The organism is Microbacterium sp. GbtcB4 (genome assembly GCF_019091465.1).
GTDB classification, from domain to species: Bacteria; Actinomycetota; Actinomycetes; order Actinomycetales; family Microbacteriaceae; genus Microbacterium; species Microbacterium paraoxydans.
In genome coordinates this window covers 153703-172602 of record NZ_JAGXJJ010000003.1, presented here as the reverse complement: position 1 = coordinate 172602, position 18900 = coordinate 153703, and the positions used below count along the sequence as shown (strand labels likewise).

Annotated in this window: 24 protein-coding genes; 13 read left to right on the top strand and 11 right to left on the bottom strand. The window is 71.3% G+C overall.

What is annotated here, in order from left to right; genetic code table 11:
* Positions 1 to 67 precede the first annotated feature (67 nt).
* Both KVS71_RS06725 and KVS71_RS06720 read left to right on the top strand, forming a co-directional pair.
* Positions 68 to 3748 carry an AAA family ATPase gene (locus KVS71_RS06725; RefSeq protein ID WP_368874576.1) on the top strand — a complete coding sequence of 1227 codons (3681 nt, stop codon included), beginning with the start codon at positions 68 to 70 and terminating at the stop codon, positions 3746 to 3748.
* The gene (locus tag KVS71_RS06720) at positions 3741 to 3938 is read left to right on the top strand and encodes a hypothetical protein (protein ID WP_217584184.1); all 198 of its coding nucleotides are present in this window, start codon (positions 3741 to 3743) and stop codon (positions 3936 to 3938) included. The genes KVS71_RS06725 and KVS71_RS06720 overlap by 8 nt, the downstream gene beginning before the upstream one ends.
* 71 nt (positions 3939 to 4009) lie before the next feature.
* Here the strand turns inward: KVS71_RS06720 and mscL are convergent, their stop codons facing one another.
* Genes mscL through KVS71_RS06705 form a run of 3 tightly spaced genes read right to left on the bottom strand, consistent with a single transcriptional unit; the run spans position 4010 to position 5350 of the window.
* Positions 4010 to 4441: a large conductance mechanosensitive channel protein MscL gene (mscL, locus tag KVS71_RS06715; protein ID WP_060921779.1), complete on the bottom strand. Its 432-nt coding sequence runs from the start codon at positions 4439 to 4441 to the stop codon at positions 4010 to 4012.
* A 24-nt stretch (positions 4442 to 4465) separates the two neighbouring features.
* The gene (locus tag KVS71_RS06710; protein WP_025105556.1) at positions 4466 to 4738 is read right to left on the bottom strand and encodes an FmdB family zinc ribbon protein; all 273 of its coding nucleotides are present in this window, start codon (positions 4736 to 4738) and stop codon (positions 4466 to 4468) included.
* A gap of 15 nt (positions 4739 to 4753) precedes the next feature.
* On the bottom strand, positions 4754 to 5350 hold the full coding sequence (locus KVS71_RS06705; protein WP_144882436.1) for a 5-formyltetrahydrofolate cyclo-ligase: 597 nt from the start codon (positions 5348 to 5350) through the stop codon (positions 4754 to 4756).
* Between the two features lie 40 nt (positions 5351 to 5390).
* Here KVS71_RS06705 and galU point away from each other — a divergent pair, with 40 nt between their 5' ends.
* The 4 genes from galU (at position 5391) to KVS71_RS06685 (ending at position 8287) form a co-directional block, all read left to right on the top strand.
* Positions 5391 to 6278: a UTP--glucose-1-phosphate uridylyltransferase GalU gene (gene galU / locus KVS71_RS06700; protein ID WP_060921777.1), complete on the top strand. Its 888-nt coding sequence runs from the start codon at positions 5391 to 5393 to the stop codon at positions 6276 to 6278.
* Between the two features lie 45 nt (positions 6279 to 6323).
* Positions 6324 to 6935 carry a GNAT family N-acetyltransferase gene (locus tag KVS71_RS06695; RefSeq protein WP_060921801.1) on the top strand — a complete coding sequence of 204 codons (612 nt, stop codon included), beginning with the start codon at positions 6324 to 6326 and terminating at the stop codon, positions 6933 to 6935.
* Between the two features lie 82 nt (positions 6936 to 7017).
* Positions 7018 to 7881 (top strand): hypothetical protein, encoded by an 864-nt coding sequence (locus tag KVS71_RS06690; protein ID WP_217584183.1) that lies wholly within the window; start codon positions 7018 to 7020, stop codon positions 7879 to 7881.
* Between the two features lie 94 nt (positions 7882 to 7975).
* Positions 7976 to 8287, top strand: coding sequence for a hypothetical protein (locus tag KVS71_RS06685; RefSeq protein WP_025105561.1), 312 nt, complete (start codon positions 7976 to 7978; stop codon positions 8285 to 8287).
* A gap of 9 nt (positions 8288 to 8296) precedes the next feature.
* Here KVS71_RS06685 and KVS71_RS06680 read toward each other — a convergent pair whose 3' ends face one another.
* Positions 8297 to 8908, bottom strand: a complete 612-nt coding sequence (locus KVS71_RS06680; protein ID WP_217584182.1) for an NAD(P)H-dependent oxidoreductase — start codon at positions 8906 to 8908, stop codon at positions 8297 to 8299.
* 88 nt (positions 8909 to 8996) lie between these two features.
* On the opposite strand from KVS71_RS06680, the gene KVS71_RS06675 reads away from it, so the two are divergent.
* Entirely contained in the window at positions 8997 to 9203 is a 207-nt protein-coding gene (locus KVS71_RS06675) for a hypothetical protein (RefSeq protein WP_025105563.1), read from the top strand.
* 24 nt (positions 9204 to 9227) lie between these two features.
* Here the strand turns inward: KVS71_RS06675 and KVS71_RS06670 are convergent, their stop codons facing one another.
* From KVS71_RS06670 to KVS71_RS06660, 3 genes are read right to left on the bottom strand one after another with little or no spacing between them, the layout of a single operon-like run.
* Complete coding sequence (locus KVS71_RS06670; RefSeq protein WP_217584181.1) at positions 9228 to 9830, bottom strand: GNAT family N-acetyltransferase; 603 nt, start codon at positions 9828 to 9830, stop codon at positions 9228 to 9230.
* A 38-nt stretch (positions 9831 to 9868) separates the two neighbouring features.
* A complete protein-coding gene (locus tag KVS71_RS06665; protein WP_217584180.1) occupies positions 9869 to 10264 on the bottom strand; it encodes an ImmA/IrrE family metallo-endopeptidase in 396 nt (131 codons plus the stop codon).
* Between the two features lie 24 nt (positions 10265 to 10288).
* Positions 10289 to 10660 (bottom strand): helix-turn-helix domain-containing protein, encoded by a 372-nt coding sequence (locus KVS71_RS06660; protein ID WP_231919646.1) that lies wholly within the window; start codon positions 10658 to 10660, stop codon positions 10289 to 10291.
* 118 nt (positions 10661 to 10778) lie between these two features.
* Here KVS71_RS06660 and KVS71_RS06655 point away from each other — a divergent pair, with 118 nt between their 5' ends.
* Genes KVS71_RS06655 through KVS71_RS06640 form a run of 4 tightly spaced genes read left to right on the top strand, consistent with a single transcriptional unit; the run spans position 10779 to position 13362 of the window.
* Entirely contained in the window at positions 10779 to 10973 is a 195-nt protein-coding gene (locus tag KVS71_RS06655) for a helix-turn-helix transcriptional regulator (protein WP_060921772.1), read from the top strand.
* Between the two features lie 55 nt (positions 10974 to 11028).
* On the top strand, positions 11029 to 11958 hold the full coding sequence (locus KVS71_RS06650) for an aldo/keto reductase (protein ID WP_217584179.1): 930 nt from the start codon (positions 11029 to 11031) through the stop codon (positions 11956 to 11958).
* A gap of 39 nt (positions 11959 to 11997) precedes the next feature.
* Positions 11998 to 12384, top strand: coding sequence for a PLDc N-terminal domain-containing protein (locus tag KVS71_RS06645; protein WP_060921770.1), 387 nt, complete (start codon positions 11998 to 12000; stop codon positions 12382 to 12384).
* 33 nt (positions 12385 to 12417) lie between these two features.
* Positions 12418 to 13362, top strand: coding sequence for a DUF1214 domain-containing protein (locus tag KVS71_RS06640; protein ID WP_105950239.1), 945 nt, complete (start codon positions 12418 to 12420; stop codon positions 13360 to 13362).
* A gap of 22 nt (positions 13363 to 13384) precedes the next feature.
* On the opposite strand, the gene KVS71_RS06635 is transcribed toward KVS71_RS06640, so the two are convergent.
* The 3 genes from KVS71_RS06635 to KVS71_RS06625 are packed head-to-tail and all read right to left on the bottom strand — an operon-like array spanning position 13385 to position 15651.
* Positions 13385 to 14371 carry a DUF1731 domain-containing protein gene (locus tag KVS71_RS06635; RefSeq protein WP_217584178.1) on the bottom strand — a complete coding sequence of 329 codons (987 nt, stop codon included), beginning with the start codon at positions 14369 to 14371 and terminating at the stop codon, positions 13385 to 13387.
* The gene (locus KVS71_RS06630; protein ID WP_105950237.1) at positions 14368 to 15000 is read right to left on the bottom strand and encodes a DUF4166 domain-containing protein; all 633 of its coding nucleotides are present in this window, start codon (positions 14998 to 15000) and stop codon (positions 14368 to 14370) included. The genes KVS71_RS06635 and KVS71_RS06630 overlap by 4 nt, the downstream gene beginning before the upstream one ends.
* 9 nt (positions 15001 to 15009) lie before the next feature.
* Positions 15010 to 15651, bottom strand: a complete 642-nt coding sequence (locus KVS71_RS06625; RefSeq protein WP_217584177.1) for a TetR/AcrR family transcriptional regulator — start codon at positions 15649 to 15651, stop codon at positions 15010 to 15012.
* A gap of 104 nt (positions 15652 to 15755) precedes the next feature.
* On the opposite strand from KVS71_RS06625, the gene KVS71_RS06620 reads away from it, so the two are divergent.
* Positions 15756 to 16562, top strand: a complete 807-nt coding sequence (locus tag KVS71_RS06620; protein WP_144882446.1) for a sugar phosphate isomerase/epimerase — start codon at positions 15756 to 15758, stop codon at positions 16560 to 16562.
* Entirely contained in the window at positions 16562 to 17698 is a 1137-nt protein-coding gene (locus KVS71_RS06615; protein WP_144882447.1) for a Gfo/Idh/MocA family protein, read from the top strand. Before KVS71_RS06620 ends, KVS71_RS06615 begins: the two co-directional genes overlap by 1 nt.
* On the opposite strand, the gene KVS71_RS06610 is transcribed toward KVS71_RS06615, so the two are convergent.
* Positions 17650 to 18867, bottom strand: coding sequence for an ROK family protein (locus tag KVS71_RS06610; RefSeq protein WP_060923559.1), 1218 nt, complete (start codon positions 18865 to 18867; stop codon positions 17650 to 17652). The genes KVS71_RS06615 and KVS71_RS06610 overlap by 49 nt on opposite strands.
* Positions 18868 to 18900: the final 33 nt, after the last annotated feature.

Here is an 18900-nt window from a genome sequence, read left to right as displayed (position 1 = left end):
CCGGCGGTGTCGCGCCTAGGGTGTGAGTGTGTGGCGACGGGAAAGCAGGTCTGCGAACAGCACAGCGGTGGACAACGCTGTGTCCCTCGGCGACCTGCACGACTCGTCCACCGGAGTCGGCATCGCGCACGCCGCCGAGGCCGAGCGCACGCGCCTGCGGGCCGAAGCCGCCGATCTGGGCGGTCCTTCGCCGCTGAGCAGCTTCCGCGACGGGCCGGAATCCGGCATCGACATCTCCAAGGCGCACCCGGGCAGCCTCCCGCAGTTCATCACCGGCAAGTCGACGCTCCTGTCCAACCTCTTCCGCGACGAGGTGGGCCTGCGTACCGCGCGGCTGGCCGCCGAGCGGATCACGGCCAAGAACACCGAGCTGCGCACGGTCCGGGGGATCGAAGCCGTGCACCTCGCCGTCGGTGTCGCGCGGTGGCGCATCGGCGGGGCGACCTTCGCCGCCCCTGTCCTGCTGCGACCCCTCGCGATCCGCCGCCATCACACGGACTTCGAGCTCAAGCTGCAGGGCGCCTTCGAGGTGAATCCGGAGCTCGTCCGGGTCGCCCGCGAGCACTTCGGGCTGTCGCTCGACGCCACAGCCCTCGCGGCGCTCGCCTACGACGGCGGCATCTTCAAGCCGCAGCCGGTGATCGACAGCCTTCGCGGTCTCACCCGATCGATCGAGACGTTCTCCGTCGAGCCTCGACTCGTCGTCTCCACCTTCGCCGACGTCGCGGGTGCCATGGCCCAGGACGGCGGCACCCTCGACCACCCGGTCCTCAACGCCCTCGGCGGCCACGTCGGCGATCGCGAGCAGGTCACGGCACCCCGGGCCGTTCCTCACCACATCGGCCCCGACGACCGCGCGCCCGCCTCGGACACGCTCCTCCTCGACGCCGATGCCGAGCAGGAGGCGGTGCTGGCCCGCATCACCGCCGGTCACTCCCTCACCGTGGCGACGCTGCCGGGCACCGGCGGCACGCAGACCGTCATCAACGCGCTGGGCGAGCTCGTCCGTGCCGGCAAGAAGGTGCTCGTCGTCTCGGCGCGCCGGTCGACGCTCGACGGCGTGCGCCACCGCCTCGCCGGCATCGGCCTCGACAGCCTCGCGGTGTCCCCGGCGAGCCTGCGCCGCGACCTCGTCCGGGCGATCGGCAGGAACGAGAAGGCGACCGCGCCCAAGGTGAGCGAGGTCGACGACGCGCTCGTGCGGCTGCGCACGGTGCTCCGCGACTACCGCGACGCTCTGACCGTCCCGATCCCCGGCCTCGACGCCTCCGTCCTGGACGCGACCAGGCACCTCACTCGCCTCGCGTCGCTGCCGGTCCCGCCGTCGACCACGGCCCGCCTGAGTGTGGACGCCCTGCGCAGGCTCGCGAAGGACCGCAGCGACGCGGCCGCCGCCCTGGCGCACGCCGCGCGGCTCGGCGAGTTCCGCGTCGGCCCGAACGATTCGCCCTGGTACGGCGTGACCTTCGGCAGCACCGAGGCCGCCCGCGCCGCCCACGAGCTCGCCGGGCGCCTCCATGCCGTCAGCGTGCCCGCCCTGCTGGAGCGCGGCTACGAGCTCATCGCGCAGACGCACATGCGACCGTTCTCGACGATCGACGAGCTTGGCGACTACCTCGAGCTGCTGCAGGGCATCCGCGACACCCTGGACCGGTTCAGCCCGACGGTGTTCGAGCGTCCGCTCGGGGAGCTCATCCAGGCGCACGGCTCGCGCCGGGACGCGCCCGGGATGTCCGGAGCCAACCGTCGCCGCCTCCGCCGTCTCGCCAAGGAGTACGTCCGCCCCGGCGTGCACGTGACGGAGATGCACGAGGCGCTGCTGCGCATCCAGACCCAGCGCACGCAGTGGCAGCGCTACGTCGACGCGGGCGTCGCGCCGGAGATCCCGCTCGGCCTCGCCGACGTGTTCGCCTCCTGGCAGCGGGTGGAGGCCGAGCTGGCCGAGCTGGATGCCGCTCTCGGCCGCCGCGAGCCGCTGTCCTCGCTGCCGGTCGCGCGACTCGTGCGCATGCTCGCGGGCCTCGCGGCGAAGTCCGACGTCTTCGAGAACCTCGTCGAGCGCGCGCAGCTGCGTGACAAGCTCGCCCTCCTCGGCCTGGAGCCGCTGCTGACCGAGCTCTCGGTGCGCCACGTCTCCGAAGCCCGGGTGGGGGACGAGCTCGAGTTCGCCTGGTGGCAGTCCCTTCTCGAGCGCGCGCTGCAGGACAACCGAGCGCTGCTCGGAGCGAACACGGCCGTGGTCGACCGCCTCGAGCGCGACTTCCGTCTGGTGGACGAGGCGCACGCGGCGATGGCGGGACCGCTGCTCGCCTGGCAACTCGCGAACCAGTGGCGCATCGCCATCGTCGACGAGCCCGAGCAGTCGCAGAACCTGCGCCGGGCCCTCACGCAGTCCGCGACGACGGCCGCCGAGGTCGTCAGCGCCGCACCGACGCTCGTCGACGTCCTGGCTCCGGTCTGGATCTCGTCGCCCTACCTCGTCCCGGAGATCCCGGACGCGGTGGAGTTCGACACCGTGCTCCTCGTCGATGCCGCGGCCATCAACCTCGCCGAGGCGGCCCCGGCGATCCGCCGTGCCCGGCAGGTTGTCGCCTTCGGAGACCCGGTCACGCAGCGGCCCTCCCCCTTCCGCATCGCGGTCGACCCCGCGGAGGACTGGGAGGAGGAGGTCCCGTTCGACGAGGTCTCCGTCTTCGAGCGGCTGTCCGAGCTGTTCCCCGTGATGACGCTGACCCGGAGCTACCGTGCCGGCGGCGAGGATCTCGCGGAGCTCATCAACGACGCGTTCTACGGCGGCGAGATCGTCTCCCTTCCGTGGGCGGGGTCGTATCTGGGCCGCGGCAGCCTCACCGTCGACTACGTCGAAGGCGGCACCGGGACGCCTGATCCCGTGTCCGGCGCCGTCGAGAGCCCGGACGCCGAGGTCGCCCGCGTCGTCACGCTCGTCGTCGAGCACGCCGTGCACCGCCCGACGGAGTCGCTCATGGTGGTCACCGCCAGCACCCGTCACGCGGAGCGCGTGCGGGCCGCCGTGACCGCCGCCTTCGCCGGCCGCTCCGACGTCGCCGACTTCGTCGCCCGCGACACCGCGGAGCCGTTCGCCGTGCTCACGCTCGAGGAGTCCGTCGCCGAGAGCCGCGACCGCGTCATCTTCTCGCTCGGCTTCGGGCTCACCAAGCACGGCCGCGTCCTCAGCGACTTCGGCGACCTGTCGACGCCGGACGGCGAGCGGCTGCTGACCGTCGGGATGACCCGGGCGCGGCGTTCCATGGTGATCGTCTCGTCCATCCGCCCCTCGGCCTTCGACGACGGGCGTCTCGAGCACGGCGCGGCCACGCTCATGTCGATCCTCGGCGGTCTCGCGGCCCGCGCCCGCGACGCGCGCCTGGAGGATCTGGCCGACCCGCTCACGCTCGCGCTGGCCAGGGAGCTCCGGCGTCTCGGGGCCTCCGTCGACGTCGATTACCGAGGGCTCCTGCCGCTCGTGGCGCAGCACAACGGCAAGGCCGTCGTGATCGAGTCCGATCCGGAGTCCCGGGGGGAGTCCCTGCGCGAGACGCTCCGGCTGCGCCCGCATGTGCTCCGCCGCCTCGGCTGGCACTACGTCCGCGTCCACGCGTTCGACCTCTACAGCGACCCGCGCACCGTGGCGTCCCGGATCGCGACGGTGCTCGGCATCTCGGAGTCGGCCCCGCGCGCGGAGAACGACACGCAGCCCCTCGACCTCGGCGACCACCGGAATGACTGACGGCCGTGACGAGCCGCGTCAGCGGGTCGTCCGGGTGCCGGGCTCCCGGCGGGCGCGCCTGACGCCGGTCGAGGGCAGCGACCCGGCGCCGGAGGTCCCGGAGGGCCAGGCGCCGCGCCGGTCGGCCCCGGGTGACCCGAAGGAGCCCAATGACGACCAGCTCCTCCGCGACGTGCCTCCGCACTACTGACGCGGCCGCACCCGGAACCAGAAAGACCCACGGCCCTCCGAGGAGAGCCGTGGGTCGTGAGGGCGGAGCGGTCAGACGCCGCGCGGACCCTGCTGGGTCTTGAGCAGATCGCGGATCTCGACGAGCAGCTCCGCCTCGGTCGCGGCGGCCGGCTCCTCCTCCGGCTCCTCGGCGGGCGTGCCCTTGCGTGCCTCGACGTGCGCCTTGAAGGTGTTCATCGGCAGCACGAAGACGAAATAGACGACCGCGGCGACCGCGAGGAAGCTGATGATCGCCGAGATCAGGTCGCCGATCGGGAAGACGACCTCTTCGCCGTAGATGTTGGTGACAGGGATGCCGAAGTTCCCGGCCGCATCGGCCTTGAGGAAGAGCGCGATGAGCGGGTTGATGATGCTGTTCACCACGGCCGTCACGACGGCCGTGAAGGCGGTGCCGATGACGACCGCGACGGCCAGATCGATGACGTTCCCGCGGAGCAGGAAGTCCTTGAATCCTTTGAGCATGGAAACCCCCAAGTCGACTGGGCCTCAGTTCGAGGCGGGAGTCGACGCAGCAGCCGGTTTGGCGCTCGTCGTCGAATCCGACTTCGATGATGCCGAAGCATCCTTCGAACCCCCGGATTTGGCGCGCGAGTCCGTGCGATAGAAGCCGGAGCCGTTGAAGGTCACGCCGATCGAGCCGTACTGCTTGCGCAGCGCGCCACCGCACTCGGGGCAGACCGTGAGCGCGTCGTCAGAGAAGCTCTGGACGGCGTCGAACTGGTGCCCGCACGCGGTGCAGGCATAGGCGTAGGTGGGCATGGCGGTCCTTGCGGGTCAGCGTCGCCGAGGCGACAGATGCAGCGTCTGCGACGGGGTCACGATGCCGTCGACCGGCTGGTCGTGCACCTCGCGCGGCAGTTCGTCGAGTACCTCGGAATCATAGATCACCGCGTACACCGGAGGGCATTTCTCCATGGAGCCGATGGTCTTGTCGAAGTAGCCGCGGCCCCAGCCCATGCGCATCCCCGAACGGTCGACGGCGGCGGCGGGGACGATCATCAGATCGACGTCGTTCACCGCGATCGGCCCGAGCACCTCGCCGGTGGGCTCGGGCAGCCCGTGCAAACCTTCCGCGATCTCGTCGGTGTCGTCGGCGACCGCCCAGTCCAGCAGTCCGTCGGAGCGGGTGACCGGGAGGAGGACCCGGATCCCGCGGCGGACCGCGCGGGTGACGAACTCCCTGGTGCCCGGCTCCGTGGTGGTGGAGAGGAAGCAGGAGACGGAGCGGGCGCCGAGCTCGTCGACGAGGGCGTCCAGCCGTTCGCCGATCGCCGTGGCAGCGGCTTCGCGCTGCGGATCGGACAGAAGCTGACGCCGCTCGCGCAGCTCCGCGCGGAGGGCTCGCTTGGCGTGCTCGACGTCGTTAGCCATGGTCCGAGTCTAGGGCGGCCCCCACCGGTAGGCTGTGGGAATGGCTCACGAGAAGATCAAGGCTGTCATTCCCGCTGCCGGGTTGGGGACACGTTTCCTGCCCGCGACGAAGGCGATGCCGAAGGAGATGCTCCCCGTCGTCGACAAGCCGGCGATCCAGTACGTCGTCGAGGAGGCGGCGAACGCCGGGATCGAGGACATCCTCGTGATCATCGGGCGCAACAAGAACGCGATCTCCAACCACTTCGACTCCGTGCCGGAGCTCGAGGTGAAGCTCATGGAGAAGGGCGACACGGGTCGCCTGGAGCGCGTGATGAAGTCGAGCGACCTCGCCGACATCCACTTCGTCCGCCAGGGCGAGCCCAAGGGTCTCGGCCACGCCGTGCTCCGCGCTCGGACGCACGTCGGCGACAGCTCGTTCGCGGTGCTGCTCGGCGACGACCTCATCGATGAGCGCGACCCGCTGCTCACGGAGATGATCGCGGAGCACGAGCGCACGGGCGCCGCCGTCATCGCCCTCATGGAGGTCGACCCGGACAGCATCCACATGTACGGGGCCGCCGCCGTCGAGCCGATCGAGGGGTCGGACGCCGTTCGTGTCACGGGCCTCGTCGAGAAGCCCGCGAAGGAGGACGCCCCGTCCAACCTCGCGATCATCGGACGCTACGTGCTCCCCGCATCGGTCTTCGAGATCCTCGAGCGGACCGAGCCCGGCAAGGGCGGAGAGATCCAGCTCACCGACGCGCTGCAGGAGCTCGCGACGGCGGACGGCGGTCCCGGCGTGGTCGGCGTCGTCTTCGGAGGCCGCCGCTACGACACCGGCGACCGCGTGGACTACATCAAGGCGATCGTGCAGCTCGCGGCCGACCGCGACGACCTGGGCTCGGAGCTGCGCCCCTGGCTCAAGGACTTCGCGGAGCGCCTCTAGGCGCCTCGCGGTCGTCGGAGGTGCGGCGTGGAGCTGTCGACGGGGATGCGGCACGGACCGGTCGAGCTGCGTCTGATCCGGACGAAGGACGCGCGGCCTCTGCAGCAGGAGCTGCTCGCGAACCGCGCGTGGCTGCAGCCGTGGGAGGCGACGATCCCGCACGGGGCGGTCTCCTTCGACATGCGGGTCAGCATCCGTCGGCTGCTCCAGCAGTACCGGGACGGCGGCGGCTACCCGTTCGTCATGGAGTACGACGGTGAGGTCGCCGGGCAGCTGAACGTCTGGGGTGTCGCCCGGGGCTCGCTGTGCTCGGCGACGATCGGGTACTGGGTGAGTGAGCGCTTCGCGGGGCGGGGGATCACCCCGACCGCGGTCGCGCTCGCCACGGACGCCTGCTTCACGGAGTACGGGCTGCATCGGATGGAGATCTGCATCCGGCCCGAGAACGCCGCGAGCCTTCGCGTGGTCCAGAAGCTCGGGTTCCGGTACGAGGGGCTGCGCCGGCGATACATCCACATCGACGGGGACTGGCGCGACCACTACGCCTTCGCCCTCACGCAGGAGGAGGTTCCGCAGGGCGTGCTCGCCCGGTGGATCCACGGACAGGTGCCGCCGCACGCGGCCACGATCCCGCCGGCGGACCGCATCAGCCTCTGACATCGCCCGTTGCGGAAGGACACGCCGCGACACGCGCCCCGACTGCACGGCGCGGCCGGTCCGCCGCCGTTACCGTTGTCCTATGGACGGGCCGGTGCTGAGCGGGGGAGTGATCGTGCTCGTCGCCGTGCTCCTGTGGATGCTGTACCTGCTGCCCTCTTGGCGCGGGCGCTTCCAGTACAACGCGGCCGAGCGGAACGCCGTGCGGCTGAACCAGGCGCTGCGGATCCTCGCCGAGACGAGCGAGACGCCCAGTGAGGTGCACATGGAGCTCAACGCCCGTACCGTCGTGGCCCAGCAGAAGCTCGCGAAGCGGCTGCAGGCCCAGCGGGAAGCCGCGGAGCTCGAGGCCCTCCGCCAGGAACTCGCCGCCACGCGCGCCGATCCCGTGATCCGTCGCGCCCGTGCCCGCCGACGCGTGCGGCTGACGGCGACCGGCGCGCTCGTCGTCGGCCTCGCCGCGGTCGGGCTCGGCATCTGGCAGCTCCTGGCCACCGGGGGAGCCGTGCTCCTCTGGAGCGGTGGGGTGGCAGCCCTCATCGCCACCATCGTCCTGCAGCGGATGGCGGCGGTCGCTGTGCGTGCTGCCCGTCGTCCGGAGCCCGCTGCCGTCGAGACCGTCGCGGAGAGGATCGCTCCGGCCCTGCATGACCAGGGCCCCGCCACCTGGACCCCGCGCCCGCTCCCGGAGCCGATGGTGTCGGTGTCGGGATCGCGCGCACAGGCGGCTCGCGCCGAGATCGATGCGCAGGAGGAGCGCCGCAAGGCCGCTCGGGTCGCCGCGCTCCGTGCCCGCGCCGAGGAGATGGCGCCGGCAGCGCCCGTCAGCCTCCCGGCAGCTCCGGCGGCATCGGCGGAATCCCCGTACGCCCGCATGGGCTTCGTCGACGACGCGGAGATCGAGGCGCATGTCCGCCAGCTCCTCCAGCGTCGGGCCGCGGGTTGACGGCAGCGGTGAGCGCGGTTCTCCACCGCTGACACCAGACGCGCGCGAGTGTCGCTCCTCGCGTCCCGCCCGCTCGGGGCCGTAGAGTCGTGGGATGGGAACCATGCAGTACGGCTCCGGCAGCGAGATCCAGATCGAGGACCGCGCCCTGGCCCATCTGAAGGTCGCGATCGCGACCAAACTCCGCCGGAACGAGAGCTTCACACTGTCCTGGAAGCACCCCGACGGCGACGTGCCGGGACGCTCGACGATCTGGCTGCATCCGTCGATCCCGCTGCGCTTCACCTTCTCGGAGCCGGAGACGCCGGAGCTGAACGTGAAGTGGATCCAGGCCCTCATGGTCGAGGCGAGCTCGTCGGGAGGCATCAGCCTCGTGGACGAGGTCGTCGACGGTCCCGCCGACTGAGCGCCTCCGCTACTCGGCGGGGTACGCCTGCGCAGTGAGCTGCCGGGCGAGGTGCGCGGCGTTGCGGGTCGCGGTCGCGATCGCGGAGCTCACGGCCTCCGGGGTCTCGTCGAGGTCCTTGTAGTCCACGGTCTGCATGGCCTCGCCGTTCCAGTACACCGACGTCTGGGCCGGGATCGTGTAGCCGATGTCGTTCAGCGCCTGGAAGAGGATCGCGGAGATGTGGTGCGCGCCGTCCTCGTTCCCGAGGACACCGGCGATCGCGACCTTGTCGAAGAGGATCGGGCGGCCCTGCTCGTCCGTCTCGCCGAGCTCGGCGTCCAGGCGCTCCAGCACGCGCTGGGCGACGCTCGAGTGCTGTCCCATCCACGTCGGCGTGACGAAGACGAGGATGTCGGCATCGAGGACGCGCTGACGCAGGCCCGGCCACTGGTCGCCGTCGCCCATGTCCTTCTCGACGCCGGGACGGATGTCGAGGTCGACGGCACCGACGAGGTCACCCGTCACCCCGTGCTCGGTAAGGGCATCGAGCAGCTGACGCGCGAGCAGATCGGAGCTCGACGACGCGGGGGAGGGCTTGAGGGTGCAGGAGATCGCGAGGGCGGTGAGGGAGGTGTCCATGCTCCGACTCCACCAGAGATCCGGGCGGCGGCACAGGGCCTTTCCGGGTCCGGGCTATCCTGGTAGAGCACCGACGACAGGAGATCCCGTGATCCTCAGCTTCCTCTTCTTCATGATCATGTTCCTCGGAGGCTTCTGGCTGCTGGGGATCGCCCACGAGATGCCGGACACGCTCGCCGCGCTCACCTTCGTCGGCGGCATCCTGCTCGTCTCGCTGGCTCTCGGGTTCGCGATGCGTCAGCGCGGTTCTGCCACGCGTCGCTCCAAGAACTGGACCGGCAGCCCGACCGAGTGACCAGCGCGGGGCGGCGCCCCGCGCTCACCGTCTCCGGGCGAGCCTCGCTTCGAGGTTCGCCCGCACCGCGGGCCATTCCGGCTCGATGATGGAGTACTCCACGCTGTCGCGGAGTGCGCCGTTGCGGTAGCGGCTCATGGCCCGCATCACACCGTCCTGCTTCGCTCCCAGCCGTTCGATCGCGGCGCGGGACTGGAAGTTCACCCACTGGGTCGTCAGCCCGACCCGGAACACCCCCAGCGTCTCGAAGGCGTGGCGGAGGAGCAGCAGCTTCGATTCCGCGTTGGTGCCCGTGCCATGGGCGGACGGGCGGTTCCAGGTGTACCCGATGTGCAGCCGGGGGACGTCGGCGACGATGTCGTAGTACGACGTGAGGCCCAGCACGCGACCGGCGCTGTCGAAGGCCGTGAAGGGCACCATCTCGCCGGTGGCGACGAGGCCCAGGCGGCGGTCGACCTCAGCCGCGACGCCGTCGGGCGCCGGAACCGAGGTGTACCAGGCCGTCTTCCACAGGTCGCCCTCGGTGACCGCTTCGACGAGTCCGTCGACGTGCGACCGGTCGAGAGGGCGGAGCTCGACGAGCTCGCCGGTGAGAGTGACGGGGGCGGGGGTGACGAGGAAGGCCATGAGGTCATTCAACCAGCGTCCCCCGCCGTCCCCGATCATCAGGCGGCGGACTCGGACGGGTTCTTCCGGAGGAGCACACGCTGGAAAGCGAGGACGATCTCGATCGTCACGTCGAGTTCGAACGCCAGGCTGGCCAGGTGGGTGCCGCGGAGCTGCTCCGCCGCTGCGTACGCCGCGGGCGTGATCAGACATCGCGCGGCCCACTCATCGGCCTGCCGCTCCTGTCGCGCGCGGAAGGTGGCTTGCCGTGTGGGCTGATGGCCGAGGTGGGCGTGGCCGAGTTCGTGGGCGAGCACGCTGCGCGCGGTACGCCGGCTCATCCCCGGAGCGAGCCGGATGGTCCCGGTGACGGGTTGGAAGCCTCCGGGGGTGGGACCTGTGCGTTCGATCACGCGGAGACCGAGATCGTCGGCCAGACGGAGGAGATGCTGCATGGGCCTCCGTCCGGTCGGTGTCGTCTACTCGTAGAGGTCGTCGGTGTCCGTCTCGCGGGCGGATCCGGATTCGAAGGCGACCTCGCGGGTATTGTCGCGCGGGGTGGCGACATCGGTGCGGCGCCGGAAGGGGGTGATGATCGCCGACATGCCGTCGGCGGCCAGGCGCTCCTCGGCCCGGGCGACGAGGACGTGCGGCTCGATCCCGAGCGTGGCGCACACCGCGTAGACCACAGGGACGGGAATGGCGCGCTTGCCCGTCACGTAGTTGTCCAGCGCGCTCCGGGCGATGCCCACGTCGCGCGCCATGGCGGCGATGCTGCTGCGTGCCGCCGCGATCTCCGCCCGCATCTGACGACCGATCGCCTCGTTGAACTGCTCGGCTGGTGTCTTCATCCGGCTCACCTTAGCAGCGGGCCGACAGCAGGATGCCGTCATATTGGTGGGTTATGGAAGTGTGGGTGTCCGTGCGTGGCGGTACCGTAGGCGTATGGGGACAGAATTGCGTCATCTGATGGCATCAGCGGTGGAGGCGGCGCGATTGCACGCCGGAGTGTCGTTCATGGACCTCTCGGAGCAGGCCGGGATCGCACCTCCCGCCCTGGCAGACCTCCTCGAGGAGCGCGCGGACTTCACGATGGAGGATGTCGCGGGGATCGCGATGGTCCTCGGCGTCCCCGTCACGCGCCTGCTTCCCTGCGCGCCCTGAGGCGGGGCCCGCTCGTGCCGCGGGCGGGCGGGACGCGATGAAGTAGCGTGGGCGCATGAAGACCGTTTCCTTCGGATCGACGACCGCTCCGGCCCTGATCGCCGGGATGATGCGCATCGACAGCCTCGACGACGAGCAGATCCGCGCGCTGTACACGACCGCACGCGACGCCGGGATCGACTTCTTCGACCACGCGGACATCTACGGCGGCCAGATGCACCACTGCGAGGCACGTTTCGCGGATGCCCTCCAGCTCGGCGGCGCGGAGCGCGACGAGATCGTGCTGCAGACCAAGTGCGGCATCGTGCCGGCGCAGGGCATGTTCGATTTCTCCTACGACCACATCGTCGGGCAGGTGGAGGGCTCGCTCGCGGCCCTCCGTACCGACCGCATCGATGTGCTCCTGCTGCACCGGCCGGACGCTCTGGTCGAGCCGGAAGAGGTGGCCCGCGCCTTCGACCACCTCGAGTCCTCGGGCAAGGTCCGGGCGTTCGGGGTGTCCAACCACACGCCCTCGCAGATCGAGCTGCTGAAGACCGCAGTGCGGCAGCCCCTGGTCGCGAACCAGCTGCAGCTGTCCCTCACGCACGCGCCGATCATCGCGCAGCCGGTGGCCGCGAACATGGCCGGGCACGATCAGAGCATCGGGCGCGACGGCGGCGGCGTCGTGGACTACTGCCGGATCCATGGCATCACCGTGCAGGCCTGGTCGCCCTACCAGAGCGGTTTCGGCGGCGGCGTCTTCCTCGGGCACCCGGACTACCCCGAACTCAACGCGGTGATCGAGCGTCTGGCCGGAGTCCATGGAGTGACACCGACCGCGATCGCCACCGCCTGGATCACCCGGCACCCCGCCGGGATGCAGGTCGTGCTCGGGACGACGACACCGCACCGCGTGCAGGAGGCGGCGGCCGGGGTGGACGTCGTGCTCACCCGCTCGGAGTGGTACGAGCTCTTCCGCGCCGCCGGACACCTGCTGCCGTGAACCCTCGGCTCCGGCCCGTGCGTCGTCTACCCTGAACCCATGCCGTTCCTGTTCTCGCTCCTGGTCATCGCGCTGATGATCGGTGCCCTGATCGACATCATCACGCGCGACGACTCGCAGGTGAAGTACCTGCCGAAGATGGTCTGGATCATCATCGTGATCCTCCTGCCGCTGATCGGCAGCGCGCTGTGGTTCGCGATCGGCCGCGAGTACGGGGACGCCGGCGTCCCTCTTCCGCGGATGCGGCGCGCCGAGCGCCCGACCGCCCCGACGACCACGGTCACACGCTCAGCGCCGCCGGTCGACGTGCGCTCCACCGAGCAGCAGATCGCGGACCTCGACCGCGAGATCGAGGAGTGGCGGCTCCGCGAGGAGATCGAGAAGCGGCGTCGGGAGCGGGGAGACGACGCTCTTCCTTCGTCCTAGCCGCCGAGCGGTCCAGCCTGCCAGGATGCCGTCATGAGCATCCTCGTGAACGTCGACAACTTCGCCCTCGCTGAGACCCACCGCATGATGCGCGACCTCCAGAAGGAGGCCGGGGGTGTGGATCGGTTCCTGCACAACAGGGCTCCGGCCGCGATCGACCGGCAGACCGTGATCCGGCTGAACCGGGACACCCTGTACAGCTTCGCGGTCCTCGACATCAGCGAGGGCGCGACGTTCACCATCCCGGAGCACGGCGACCGCTACCTCTCGGCGATGGTCGTCAACGAGCACCACTACGTCGATGCGATCTTCCACGAGGCGGGCGAGCACACGCTGACGGTGGCGCAGTTCGGGACTCCGTACGTCGTGCTGGCCGTCCGCATCCTCGTGGACCCCGCGGACCCGGCGGATGTGGCGGAGGTGGGGGCGCTGCAGGACCGCATCGCGCTGCACAGCGGGTCGGCCACGCCGTTCACGATGCCGGACTACGACACCGTCAGCTTCGACGAGACCCGCCAGGCGCTGCTCGCGCTGGCGCGGAACCTGCGAGGCTTCGACCGCATGTTCGGCAGCGAGGGCGAGGTCGACCCGGTGCGGCACCTCATCGGCACGGCGGCGGGCTGGGGCGGGCTGCCGTCATCCGAAGCGAGCTACATCGGCGTCGACCCCCGTCTGCCGGTGGGCCGGTACGAGCTCACGGTCGGCGAGGTTCCGGTCGACGGCTTCTGGTCGATCTCGGTGTACAACGCGGACGGCTTCTTCGAGCCGAACGATCGCGACGCCTACACGATCAACGACATCACCGGCGTCCGCAACGACGACGGCACGATCACCGTCCGCTTCGGCGACCATCCGGAGGGGGTGCCGAACGTGCTGCCGATCACGGAGGGTTGGAACTACCTCGTCCGCCTCTACCGCCCCCGCCCCGAGGTGCTCGACGGCAGCTGGACGTTCCCGGCGCTCCCGGAGTCGGCATGACGGGCTCTTCGCGCGACCGCGGTCAAGCCACGTACGTCCGGGCGTTCGCGTCCGCCGCGGCGAACGAGGCACAGACGGCCTCCTCGAGGTCCGGGTAGCGGAAGGTGAAGCCGGCGGCAGTGAGCTTCTCGGGGAGGACCCAGCGGCTCTTGAGCACGAGCTCGGTCTCGGTACGGATGCCGATGGCGCCGAGCTCGAGCATCCAGCGCGGCATCGGCGGGCCGATCTTCGTTCCCAGCACGCGGCGCACGGTGGCCATGAAGCTGACGTTGTCGACAGGGTGCGGTGAGGCGGCGTTGACCGGCCCGTCCAGGGCGGGGGTCCGTTCGAGGAACTCGATGCTGCGCGCCACATCCTCGATGTGGATCCAGCTGAAGCGCTGTCGCCCACGACGGGCGCCGGGAAGGTGCGCGGTGCCGGCGGCGCGGCGCGCGGGACCGACCGGCCAGAACCCGTCGTACTGGGGGCCGCCGAGGCCCCGCCGTGCGAGGGTGCGGAGCGGTTCCAGTACACCGCCGTCGCCGAGGACGATGGCGGTGCGGAGGGCCACGCGGCGGGTGCCGGGGAGCGTGTCGGCGAAGAGGGCACGCTCCCACGCCTTGGCGACCTCGACCGAGAAGCCCGTGCCGATCTCGCCGGAGGACTCCGTCATCGGCCGGTCTTCCGCGTGCCGGTAGATCGTGGCCGTCGAGGAGTTGATCCACAGCGGCGGCGGGGTGGCCGCGCGGGAGATGGCGCGGCTCAGGGCCGCGGTCGTGTCCAGGCGGGAGCGGAAGATCTCGGCACGGTTGCGTGGCGTGTAGCGACAGTTCACGCTCTTTCCCGCGAGGCCGACCACGAGCGAGGCCCCGTCGACAGCGGCGTCGATGCCGTCCTGATCGCTCCAGGTGAGGTCGCTTCCCGAGCGGGAGATCGTGACGACCTCGCGCCCGGCATCCCGGAGTCGTGCCGTGAGGAATCGCCCCATGAACCCTGTGGCCCCGCCGATGACCGCCCGGTCCGTGCTCATGCGCTGTCGTCCTTCCGATCGGGTTCGAGGGCGTAGTCGAAGTCGCCCCGGTACTCGTAGAGGCGGCCGAGGAGCGGTGCGTCGACCGTCAGGCGCACCCGCTGACGACCGGCCTCGTCGTCCCAGCGCTCGACGAGCCGGACCACGGGAGCCACGATCCGCGGGATGCGGAGCCGGAAGCGCCCGAGGCGGATGCCCACCGCGCGACTGGTCAGGTGCAGAGCGCCCGCGCGGGGCTCGACATCGAAGCAGGCCGCGATGAGGCCGGGCTCGCCGATTTCGTCGACGATGCGGCCGTGCCGCGTCGGGGCGACGGCGTCGCGCATGACCCACGGCCCGGTCGCGAACCGGAAGGTGCGCTCGGCGATCGCCCGGGAGGCGATGGTGCGGTTCTCGATGCGGAAGGGCACGTCGCGCTCCCAGCGGGCGGCGATCACCCCGCGCCGTTCGAGGCGGCGGAGGAGCGGCCAGAGCGCGCGGCGCGGCGTGCCGACGCGCTGGAACGTGCCTTCGCCGACACCGACCATCCCGTCCGGGACCGCCTGGAAGTAGGTCCGGAGCCGGGGGTGCAGCTCGGCGAGGCGCTCGCCGAGGGCCCTCGCGTACGGGGACTGCGGCACGGGCGTCACGGTTCGAGCCTAGCCCTCGGGGACGCCGCCCCGGCCCGCGCCGTCCGCCGGGCGGAGCAGACGGTCGAGGAGGGCGAGGGCCTCGTGCTGCGGAGCCGTGTCGTCCAGCAGCCACTGCGTCTGCAGGCCGTCCGAGGCCGCGACGACGAGGGCGGCGACCGCGAGAGGATCGACGTCCGCCCGGATGCGCCCGTCCGTCTGCTGCTCCCGGACCGTCTCGGCGATGTCGGCCCGCAGGCGGGCGAAGCGCTCGGTCGCGAAGGCGCGGGCGGCGGGATGGCCCTCCTCGAGCGCGCTGGCGACGAGCGTGGAGTACAGCTGCACCAGGCCGGGGACCTCGCGGTTGGCCCTGGCCGACCGGATCATCCCCTCGACGGGGTTCGCGGGTTCCGGCTCGGTCTTGCGTCCCGGGGCGTTGCTCTCGACATAGACCGCGACGAGCAGCTCCTCCAGCGACCCGAAGTAGTGGGTGAGGGCGGCATGCGTCACCCCCACCTCCTTCGCGATCGCCCGCAGACTCGTGCGGTCGGCGCCGCGGGCCGCGAACACCTCGATCGCGCGGTCCAGGATCTCCTGGCGGCGGGCGATGCCCTTGGCGTACGTCCCGCGGGGACGCGGGCGTTCGGAGTCGTCGGAGGGTGCGGCGGGCATGTCGCGAGTCTATCGACAGAAAACTTCCATGTGGAGGTATTCGGTGCTAGCGTGCCTCCGGGGCGCGATGCCTACCTGTCACCGACGACCGAGGAGCACGACCGATGACGATCCAGACCTCTCTCCAGCTGTTCACGATCCGCGAGCAGCTGGAGGCCGACCTCGAGGGCACGCTCGCCGCGGTGGCGGCGCGCGGGTTCACCGCGGTCGAGCCCTACGACTTCGTGCGCCGGGCGGACGCCATGGCCGCCGCCGTGTCGGCCGCGGGACTGACCGCCCCCTCCGGGCACGCTTTCCTGGCCACGCCGACCTTCGTACGCCCTGACGGCTCCGGCACCACGGCCCCCGTGCCTTCGCCCGCGGAGGTATTCGCGGCCGCGAAGGCGCTCGGCATGGGCACGGTGATCGATCCCTACACCGAGCCGGCGCGCTGGGAACGCATCGATCAGATCGTCGAGACGGCCCGGCTGCTCAACGAGGCGGCGGAGATCGGCGCCGAGGCCGGCGTCCGGGTCGGCTACCACAACCACGCGCATGAGCTGGAGGCGGTGTTCGACGGGATGACCGGGCTGGAGGTCCTCGCGGAGCACCTCGATGAGCGCGTCGTGCTGGAGGTCGACCTCTACTGGGTCGCTCGGGGCGGCGTCGATCCGGTGGCCCTCGTGGAGCGTCTCGGCGAGCGCGTGATCGCGGTGCACGCGAAGGACGGCACCCTCGACCCCGCGCTGCTGGATGCGTACCCGCCGGCCGATCAGGTGCCCGCGGGCGACGGGACGGTGCCGCTCCGGGAGGCCATCGCCGCCGCGCCCGCGCTCGAACTCGCCATCGTGGAGTTCGACCACTACGACGGCGACCTGTTCGACGCCATCGAGCGCAGCCGGGTCTTCCTGGACGCCGAGGTGGCGCGCTGATGGTGCGCGGGGGTGGTGTCGTCGGCGTCGGCCTCATCGGCGCCGGAAACATCAGCGACCAGTATCTGCAGAACCTCACGCGCTTCCCGGACGTGGAGGTGCGGGCGATCGGCGACCTCGTCGAGGAGCGGGCGCGCGCGCAGGCCGCGGCGTACGGTGTGCCGCGGGCCGGGGGCGTGGAGGTCGTGCTCGACGATCCCGACATCGACATCGTCGTGAACCTCACGATCCCCGCCGCGCACGTCGCCGTCTCGGAGGCCATCGTCGCCGCCGGGAAGCACGTGTGGACCGAGAAGCCGCTCGGCGTGGACCGCGAGGAGGCGCGACGCCTGCTGGAGACGGCCGCAGCGGCCGGACTCCGTGTCGGCGTCGCGCCCGACACGGTCCTCGGCCCCGGTGTGCAGACCGCGAAGCGCGCGATCGCCCGCGGCGACATCGGGCGTCCGCTGTTCGGTCAGACGACCTTCCAGTGGCAGGGACCGGAGATCTTCCACCCGAACCCCGCGTTCCTCTACGCGAAGGGGGCGGGGCCGCTCCTCGACATGGGGCCGTACTACGTCTCGACCCTGGTCCACGTCTTCGGGCCGGTGGCCGCCGTGGCCGCCCTCGGGCTGCAGGGGTCGCCGACCCGCCGCGTGCAGGTCGGCGACCGTGCCGGGGAGGAGTTCCCGGTCGAGATCCCGTCCACGCTCAGCGTCCTGATGGACTTCGAAGGCGGCGGTCAGGCCCAGAGCCTCTACAGCACGGACTCGCCGCTGGTGCGGCAGGGCATCGTGGAGATCACGGGAACCGAGGGCACCCTCGTCATCCCCGACCCGAACACGTTCGGCGGGCCGATCACGATCACCCGGCCGCTGTCCCGGCACTTCGTGCCACCGGAGCCGGTGGTGCAGGAGGTCGTCGATGTCGCGTCCGAGGGGGTGCTCGCGGGGCGCGGGCTCGGGCTGCTCGACATGGTGCGCGCGATCGCGGAGGACCGACCGCACGTCGCCACCGGCGAGTTCGGGTACCACGTGCTCGACACGCTCCTCTCGATCGAGGAGGCTGCAGCGCGGCGCACGTTCGTGGAGGTCGCGAGCACGCTGGATCAGGTGGGCGCGCTGCCCGCCGACTTCGATCCCTTCGCGGCGACGTAGCGGTCCACGTTCGCGGGGGAGAGCACCTCGCGAGCGACCATGATCGCCGCCCCCAGCACCGCCGCGCGGTCGCCCGCCTGCGACTGCACGATCGCGAGGTGCTGGGTGGCGAGCGGGATCGAGCGGCGGTAGACGACCTCGCGGACACCGGCGAGCAGGTGCTCTCCCGCGCGGGCGATGCTGCCCCCGAGCACGATGATCGACGGGTTGAGCAGGTTCACGACCGTCGCGAGCACCTCGCCGACATCGCGACCCGCCTGGCGGGTAGCCTCGATGGCCGCGGCGTTGCCGGCGCGGACGAGGTCGACGACGTCGGAGGCGCTGTGCACGTCGTGACCTTCGGCGCGCAGCGCGACGGCGAGGGCCGAACCGCTCGCGAGGGCCTCGAGATCCCGTTCGTCGCCCGGCTCCCGCCCCGAGCCGGCGCTCATCGGCACCTGGACGTGACCCATGTCGCCCGCCGATCCCTGCGCCCCGCGCTGCAGCTGACCGCCGGCGATGATGCCGGCGCCGATGCCGGTCGAGACCTTCACGAACACGAGGTCGTCCACCCGCGGCCAGCTCGTGGCCTGCTCGCCGAGGGCGAGGATGTTCACATCGTTGTCGACGAGGACCGGGACGTCGAACGTGCGCTGCACGTAGCCGGGGACGTCGAAGCGGTCCCAGCCCGGCATGATCGGCGGGTTGGTCGGGCGCCCCGTGGAGTGCTCGACAGGGCCGGGGACGCCGATGCCGACGCCCACGAGGGGCAGGCCGTCGGCGGTCGCGGCGAGCAGGGCCGTCCCCTCCGCGAGGATCGCGTCGAGGAGGGCCTCCGGTCCGTCGCCGATGTCGATCGCGCGGGTGTGCGCGTCGAGGATCACGCCGGCGAGGTCGGCCACGGCGACGGTCGCGTGCGTGGCTCCGAGGTCGACGGCGAGGACGAGGCCGGCGCGCGGGTTGAAGGCGACGCGGGCCGGAGGGCGGCCGCCCGTCGAGACCGCTTCACCGGCGGGGCGGAGGAGATCGGCGGCGAGCAGCGCGTCGACCCGGGACGCGACGGTGGAGCGGGCGAGGCCGGTGAGGGCGGCGAGCTCCGCCTTGGTGCGCGCGTGCCCGTCGCGGAGGATCTGGAAGATCTCGCCGGTCCCGGGGGAGGGCGTCGCGAGCGGCCTCAGCACGTCAACCATGGCGTCAGTAAAGCACAGCACTTCTCGCAGTCG